The sequence below is a fragment of the Nocardia rhizosphaerae genome, from assembly GCF_042650365.1.
In the GTDB taxonomy this organism is placed as follows: Bacteria; Actinomycetota; Actinomycetes; order Mycobacteriales; family Mycobacteriaceae; genus Nocardia; species Nocardia rhizosphaerae.
The window spans coordinates 1,327,995-1,334,641 of sequence record NZ_JBHSBA010000015.1 but is presented as its reverse complement, the minus strand read 5'-3'; the positions used below and the strand labels follow the sequence as shown (position 1 = coordinate 1,334,641).

Annotated in this window: 4 protein-coding genes; 3 read left to right on the top strand and 1 reads right to left on the bottom strand. The window is 70.9% G+C overall.

The features are described from left to right. Positions 1-225: 225 nt before the first annotated feature. Both ACFOW8_RS28310 and ACFOW8_RS28305 read left to right on the top strand, forming a co-directional pair. Entirely contained in the window at positions 226-1,308 is a 1,083-nt protein-coding gene (locus ACFOW8_RS28310; RefSeq protein WP_378554636.1) for a lycopene cyclase family protein, read from the top strand. Positions 1,309-1,633: 325 nt separating this feature from the next. Continuing rightward, entirely contained in the window at positions 1,634-4,003 is a 2,370-nt protein-coding gene (locus tag ACFOW8_RS28305) for an MMPL family transporter (RefSeq protein ID WP_378554635.1), read from the top strand. Between the two features lie 61 nt (positions 4,004-4,064). Here ACFOW8_RS28305 and ACFOW8_RS28300 read toward each other — a convergent pair whose 3' ends face one another. Then, the gene (locus ACFOW8_RS28300; RefSeq protein WP_378554634.1) at positions 4,065-4,829 is read right to left on the bottom strand and encodes an SDR family oxidoreductase; all 765 of its coding nucleotides are present in this window, start codon (positions 4,827-4,829) and stop codon (positions 4,065-4,067) included. Positions 4,830-4,977: 148 nt separating this feature from the next. On the opposite strand from ACFOW8_RS28300, the gene ACFOW8_RS28295 reads away from it, so the two are divergent. Next, positions 4,978-6,609, top strand: a complete 1,632-nt coding sequence (locus ACFOW8_RS28295; protein WP_378554632.1) for an ABC-F family ATP-binding cassette domain-containing protein — start codon at positions 4,978-4,980, stop codon at positions 6,607-6,609. Positions 6,610-6,647 lie beyond the last annotated feature (38 nt).

The window sequence follows — 6,647 nt, the reverse complement described above, 5'->3', positions numbered from 1 at the left end:
CCGCGACGCCGGGTCGGGTGGCGAGGCGTCAGGGAAAAGTGTTTGACCTGGGAGATTGCCGCTGAATCGTTCGAGGGTGCGGCTATGTTCTGAGATCCTTCCATTTCGATCTCATGGTCCCCATCATTACCGAAAACCCACCGCGGGGCGAGCGCGCGCCGCCGAAACGGCATCGGGCCGTGATGCGGCGGTGCTGGAAAAAATCGCATCTGATCCAATCGTCGGATGGACGGTGCGGTGATCATCTGCGGGCTCGGACCGGCCGGGCGGGCGGTCGCCCACCGTGCCATGGCCCGTGGCAGGCGAGTCACGGTGGTCGACCCGCACCCCGACCGGGTGTGGACACCCACCTACGCGGCCTGGGCCGACGAACTGCCGGACTGGCTCGACCCCACCGTCGTGGCCGCGACGGTGCCGCAGCCGCACGCCGTGGCGCTGGGCGAGCATCGGCTGGACCGCCGCTATCAGGTACTCGACACCCCGGCACTGCAACGATCGCTGACCGTCGACGGTGCCGAGGTGATCGCCGACCGGGTCGTCGCGGTGGACCCGCGACGGGGCGCGGTCCGCACGGCGACCGGCCGCACCGTGACAGGTCAGGTGGTCGATGCCCGAGGCTTGGCCAGGGCGCCGCGCCGGGCCGAGCAGACCGCGTACGGCGTCGTCGTGCACCGAACCCACCTCGACCCGGCCCAGCCGACGCTGTTCATGGACTGGCGCACCGACAACGGTGCCGGGCCCGCGGAACCGCCGTCGTTCCTCTATGTCGTCCCGCTCGGTGCCGAAACGATGCTGTTCGAGGAGACCTGCCTGGCCGGGCGCCCCGCTCCGGCCCCCGACCTGCTGCGGCGCAGGCTCGAACACCGCCTACGGGCCAGGGGAATTCCGTTCACCGGGACCGAACCCGTCGAGCGGGTACGGTTTCCGGTCGAAGGCGGGCGCCCCGGCCGCGGGCGATTCGGCGCGGCGGGTGGCCTGATCCACCCGGCGACCGGCTACAGCGTGGCGGCCGCACTCGGGGCGGCCGACACTGTCGCCGCGGGCGCGAACCCGTGGACACCGCGCGCGCGGGCCGTGTCGGCCCTGCGCCGGGCCGGGCTGCGCACCCTGCTTGCTCTCCCGCCTGCCGAACTTCCCGGCTTCTTCGAGGCGTTCTTCGGTTTGCCCGCGCCGCTGCAGCGCGCCTACCTCTCCGGCCACGACGATCTGCGGGGCACCGTCGCCGCCATGCGTTCGTTGTTCGCCGCGCTGCCTCCGCGCCTGCGCCGCACGGTCGCCACCTCGGTGGCCCGACCGCGTCGAGCCTGACGCCCCGGTCCCGTCCCCGGCTCGAAACCCATAGTGGCGCAGGTAGATCTGAGTCCCTGGTGCCCCCGGCGGCCGCGGCGGTACCGCGCTCGCACCCGGCCGGTGCGGCCGGTCCGGCTGACCGGCGCCGACCGGCGCCCGAGCCGGCCAGTCCGCGCGGCCCCCGACGCCCCGCGCACGCGCCACGAAGTTGCTACCATCCTCGAGCGAACGCGCCGACCCACCAAGCGGATCCGCCGCGCCGAGGCGACCGCCCGGCGCTCACGGAGGCCCGCGGATCGAGGTGCGCGAGCGCCCACTGCGTGACGAGTTAGGGGAATATCCGGTGTTCGAATTCACCAGGCGGCGCAGCCGCTGGGTGCTCGGGGTTTTCGCGGTGCTCGCGGTGGTGCTCGGCGCACTCGGTGCCACCCTTTTCGAGCGGGTGGAAGGTGGCGGATACACCGATCCCGGCAGCGAATCCAGCCGCGCGCTCGAGGTGCTGCGCACCGAATTCGGGCAGGCGCCACCGAATCTGCTGCTGCTGGTGGAGACCGAGGCCTCGGTCGACGATCCCGAATCCATCGACGCGGCCACCGCGTTGGTCGCCAACCTCCAGGAACGTGACGGCGTCACCGACATCGGGTCGTACTGGACCACCCATCAGCCCGCGCTGCGCAGCGTCGACGGCAAGCAGGGGATGATCGTGGCCAGCGTGCTCGGCAGCGAGAGCGAGGTCGACGAACGGGTCGCCGCGGTCGCCGACGAGCTCGCCGGGCAGCAGGGCACGCTGCAGGTACGCGTCGGCGGCTTCGCCATGCTGCTGCACGAGACGGTGGAGCAGAGCAAGACCGACATCGTCAAGGGCGAGGCGATCGCCTTCCCGCTCACTCTGATCGCGTTGCTGTTCGTGTTCGGCGGCCTGGTCGCGGCGAGCCTGCCGCTGCTGGTCGCGGTCGCCACCGTGCTCACGACCATGGGCGCGCTGTGGGTGCTGACCCTGTTCACGCCGCTCTCGGTCACCGCCACCAATGTGGCCACGCTGCTCGGCCTCGGCCTCGCCATCGACTACAGCCTGCTGGTCGTCAACCGGTATCGCGACGAACTCGGCGAGGGCCGCACCCCTGCGGGCGCGGTCGCGACCACCCTGCGCACGGCGGGCCGCACCGTCGCCTTCTCCGCGGTGACCGTCGCGGTGGCGCTGGCCGGGTTGTTGTTCTTCCCGCAGCTCGCCATCCGTTCCATGGGTTACGCCGGGATCATCGTCGCCGCGCTGGCCGCGCTGGTCTCGGTGACCCTGCTGCCCGCCGCGCTGTTGCTGATCGGAGCGCGGATCGACAAGGGCCAGCTCGGCTGGTGGTTCCTGCGGGCACCGCGCCCAGCGCCCGGCGAGGGTGCCTGGCACAAGCTCGCCACCGCGGTCATGCGCAAGCCGATCCCGATCGGGCTCGCCGTCACCGCGCTGCTGTTGCTGCTCGGCGCCCCGTTCCTCGGGGTGCAACTCGGCTTCCCGGACGAGCGGACACTGCCGGAGTCGATGAACTCCCGTCAGGTCACCGAGATCGTGCAGCGCGACTTCGGCGAGAGCGATCAGAACACGCTGGTCGCGGTGCTGCCCGAGAGCGCCTACAGCGCGGCAGGGCTCGACGCGATCGCGCGCGAGATGTCCGACCTCGAACACGTCCGCCGGGTCGACACCGCCACCGGAAGCTACGCCCAGGGCGGACTGCTCGCCGAACCGACCGAACTCAACGCCCGGTTCCGTGCCGAACGCGCGGTGTACCTGTCGATCGTGCCCGCCACCACCGACAGTGCCGAACTGAGCGGGCTGGTCGAGCGCGTGCGGGCGGTGCCGACGCCGAGCGAACTGCTCGTCGGTGGTGTCGCCGCGGCCAACGTCGACTCCCTGGCGGCCATCTCCACCGCGCTGCCATGGGCACTCGGCTTCGTGATCGTCGTGATGCTGATCGTGCTGTTCGGCCTCACCGGCAGCGTGGTGCTTCCGGTGCTCGCGGTGATCCTGAGCGCGCTCAGCCTCACCGCCACTTTCGGCGCGCTGGTGTGGATCTTCCAGGACGGCCACCTGTCCGGCCTGCTCGGCTTCACCGTCACCGGTACGCTGGCCGCCACCGTGCCGGTGATGCTGTTCGCCGCCGCCTTCGGCCTGGCGATGGACTACCAGGTGTTCCTGCTGTCGCGCATCCGCGAGGAGTACGACCGCACCGGCAAGAACGACACCGCCGTCGCGCTCGGCCTGGAACGGATCGGCCGGATCGTCACCGCCGCCGCGATCCTGATCTCGCTGGTGTTCCTCGGCTTCCTCGCTTCCGACATCACCTTCATGAAGGCCTTCGGCATCGGCCTGCCGCTGGCCGTGCTCGTCGACGCCACCCTGGTGCGCGGCTTCCTGCTGCCCGCCGCCATGAAGGTGCTCGGCGACGCCAACTGGTACGCCCCCGGCTTCCTGCGCCGCCTGCACGACCGCTTCGGACTGGACGAGGGCGGGGCGAACCGGCCACTGAAACACGATGTGCCGGTGCGTGATCCGCTGGGCGTGGTCAGCACGGGCAAGCCGGACACCGGAGTGGAGGAGTCGCTGGTACTCGATCCGCTGGCGCGGGCGGAGCGGGCGCGCGCCGAGGCGGCCCGCACCGAGGAGACCGCGCCGGGCGACGGTCTCGCGACCGCGTCGGGTCGCACGGAGACGATCGACTGAGCGGTGTCGGCCGTCACCGCCGCGCGGTCGGTGCGGTGGGCTCGCCGCACCGGCCCGCCGCTCAGATGCCGCCGGTGGCGAGCAGGCCGCCGTCGACCCGCACACAGTCACCGGTGATCCAGGCGGCCTCGTCGGAGACCAGGAAACCGATCAGCCGGGCCACGTCCTCGGGTGCGCCGAGCCGTTCGAGCGGGTACGCGCTCGCCGCTCGGTCCTCGTCGGCCGAGAACAGGGCGTCGGAGAACTTGGTCTTGACCACGCCTGGCGCCACCGCGTTCACCCGGATCTTCGGGCCGAGCTGCCAGGCCAGCTCCTCGGTGAGCCGGATCAGCGCCGCCTTGGACGCACCGTAGGCGGAGATCACCCCGGAGGAGCGGATGCCCGCCACACTGGCCACGTTGACGATCGCGCCGCCGTGCTCGGCCATCCACGCGCGGTACGCCTGCTGCACATAGCCGAGCGCGGCCACCACGTTCACGTCGAAGATCTTGCTCACCGCGCCGAGGTCGGCGTCCATCAGCGCGCCGTACACCGGATTGATGCCGGTGTTGTTGATCAGGATGTCCAGTGAACCGAACTCCGCGACCGCCATGGCGACCGCCTCGGCGCGGGCGCCGGCATCGCCGGAATTGCCGGCGAGCGCGCTCACCTGACCCGGATGGCCGAGTGCGCGCAGTTCGGTCGCCGCGGCCTCGAGCGGCTCGGGTTTACGGGCGGTGATCAGCACGTTGGCACCGCGTCGCAGCAGCTCGGCGGCGGTGGCGAGGCCGATGCCGCGGCTCGCCCCGGTGACGAGCGCGGTCCGGCCGAGTAGATCGGTAGTCATGGCAAGAGAGTAACCACGCTCACATCGCGGCAGCGCCGGTTCGGTGCGCGCGTCGGCGGTCGGTAAAATGGGTGGTTCTGGCCGAGCCCGCCGGTGCACGATGGGGCGGTTCGGCGACCACCGATCTTTCCGACACGAGGAGAAGCCTGTGATCACGGCGACCGACCTGGAGGTCCGGGCCGGAGTCCGCACCCTGCTCGCGGCCCCCGGCCCTGCGCTGCGGGTGCAGGCAGGCGACCGGATCGGACTGGTCGGCCGCAACGGCGCAGGCAAGACCACCACGCTGCGGATCCTGGCGGGCGAGGGCGAGCCGTACGCGGGCAAGATCGTGCGCTCCACCGACATCGGCTATCTGCCGCAGGACCCGAAGGAGGGCGATCTGAACGTGATCGCCCGCGACCGGGTGCTGTCGGCCCGCGGCCTGGACACGTTGATCCGGGACATGGAGAAGCAGCAGACCGTGATGGCCGAGGTCGTCGACGAGAAGGACCGCGAGAAGGCGATCCGCAAGTACGGCAGGCTCGAGGACCAGTTCTCCTCGCTCGGCGGATACGTCGCCGAGAGCGAGGCGGCGCGCATCTGCAACAGCCTCGGGTTGCCCGAGCGTGTGCTCGGCCAGCAGCTGCGTACCCTGTCCGGCGGTCAGCGCCGCCGCATCGAGCTGGCCCGCATCCTGTTCTCCGCCTCCGACGGTTCCGGCGGGCGCTCCGACCGCATCCTGCTGCTCGACGAGCCGACCAACCACCTCGACGCCGACTCCATCACCTGGTTGCGCGGGTTCCTGCAGAACCACGACGGCGGCCTGATCGTGATCAGCCACGATGTGGAGCTGCTCGAGGCTGTGGTGAACAAGGTCTGGTTCCTCGACGCGGTCCGCGGCGAACCCGATGTCTACAACATGGGTTGGAAGAAGTACCTCGACGCCCGCGCCACCGACGAACAGCGCCGGGTGCGTGAGCGGGCCAATGCCGAGAAGAAGGCGAGCGCGCTGCGCCAGCAGGCCGCCAAGCTCGGTGCCAAGGCCACCAAAGCGGCTGCGGCACACCAGATGGTGCGCCGCGCCGAGCGGCTGATGGCCGAGCTCGACGATGTGCGCGTTGCCGACAAGGTGGCCCGCATCCGCTTCCCCGAGCCCGCGCCGTGCAGCAAGACCCCGCTGATGGTGAACAACCTGACCAAGCTCTACGGCTCGCTGGAGATCTTCACCGGCGTGAACTTCGCCGTCGACAAGGGCAGCCGAGTGGTCGTGCTCGGGCTCAACGGCGCGGGTAAGACGACCATGCTGAAGCTGCTCGCCGGAGTGGAGACCCCCACCTCCGGCGGAGTGGAGCAGGGCCGCGGCCTCAAGGTCGGCTATTTCGCTCAGGAACACGACACCCTCGACGACGAGGCGACGGTGTGGGAGAACATCCGCCACGCCTCCCCGGACGCGGGCGAGCAGGAGTTGCGCAGCCTGCTCGGTGCCTTCATGTTCAGTGGTCCCCAGCTCGAGCAGCCTGCGGGCACGCTCTCCGGCGGTGAGAAGACCCGCCTGGCGCTGGCCGGGCTGGTGTCCTCGGCGGCGAACGTGCTGTTGCTCGACGAGCCGACCAACAACCTGGACCCGATCTCGCGCGAGCAGGTGCTGGAGGCGCTGCGCACCTACGAGGGTGCCGTCGTGCTCGTCACCCACGATCCGGGTGCGGCCGAGGCGCTCAACCCGGAGCGGGTCATCCTGCTGCCCGACGGCACCGAGGACCACTGGTCCGCCGAGTACGCGGAGCTGATCGACCTCGCGTGAGTGCGCGCGCACCATCGCCACCACGTGCGGTGTGTCGC

Bases quoted from the DNA above. Each gene is read 5' to 3' on its own strand.
- ACFOW8_RS28300 (WP_378554634.1), bottom strand. From the start codon at position 4,829: ATGACTACCGATCTACTCGGCCGGACCGCGCTCGTCACCGGGGCGAGC.
- ACFOW8_RS28310 (WP_378554636.1), top strand. From the start codon at position 226: ATGGACGGTGCGGTGATCATCTGCGGGCTCGGACCGGCCGGGCGGGCG.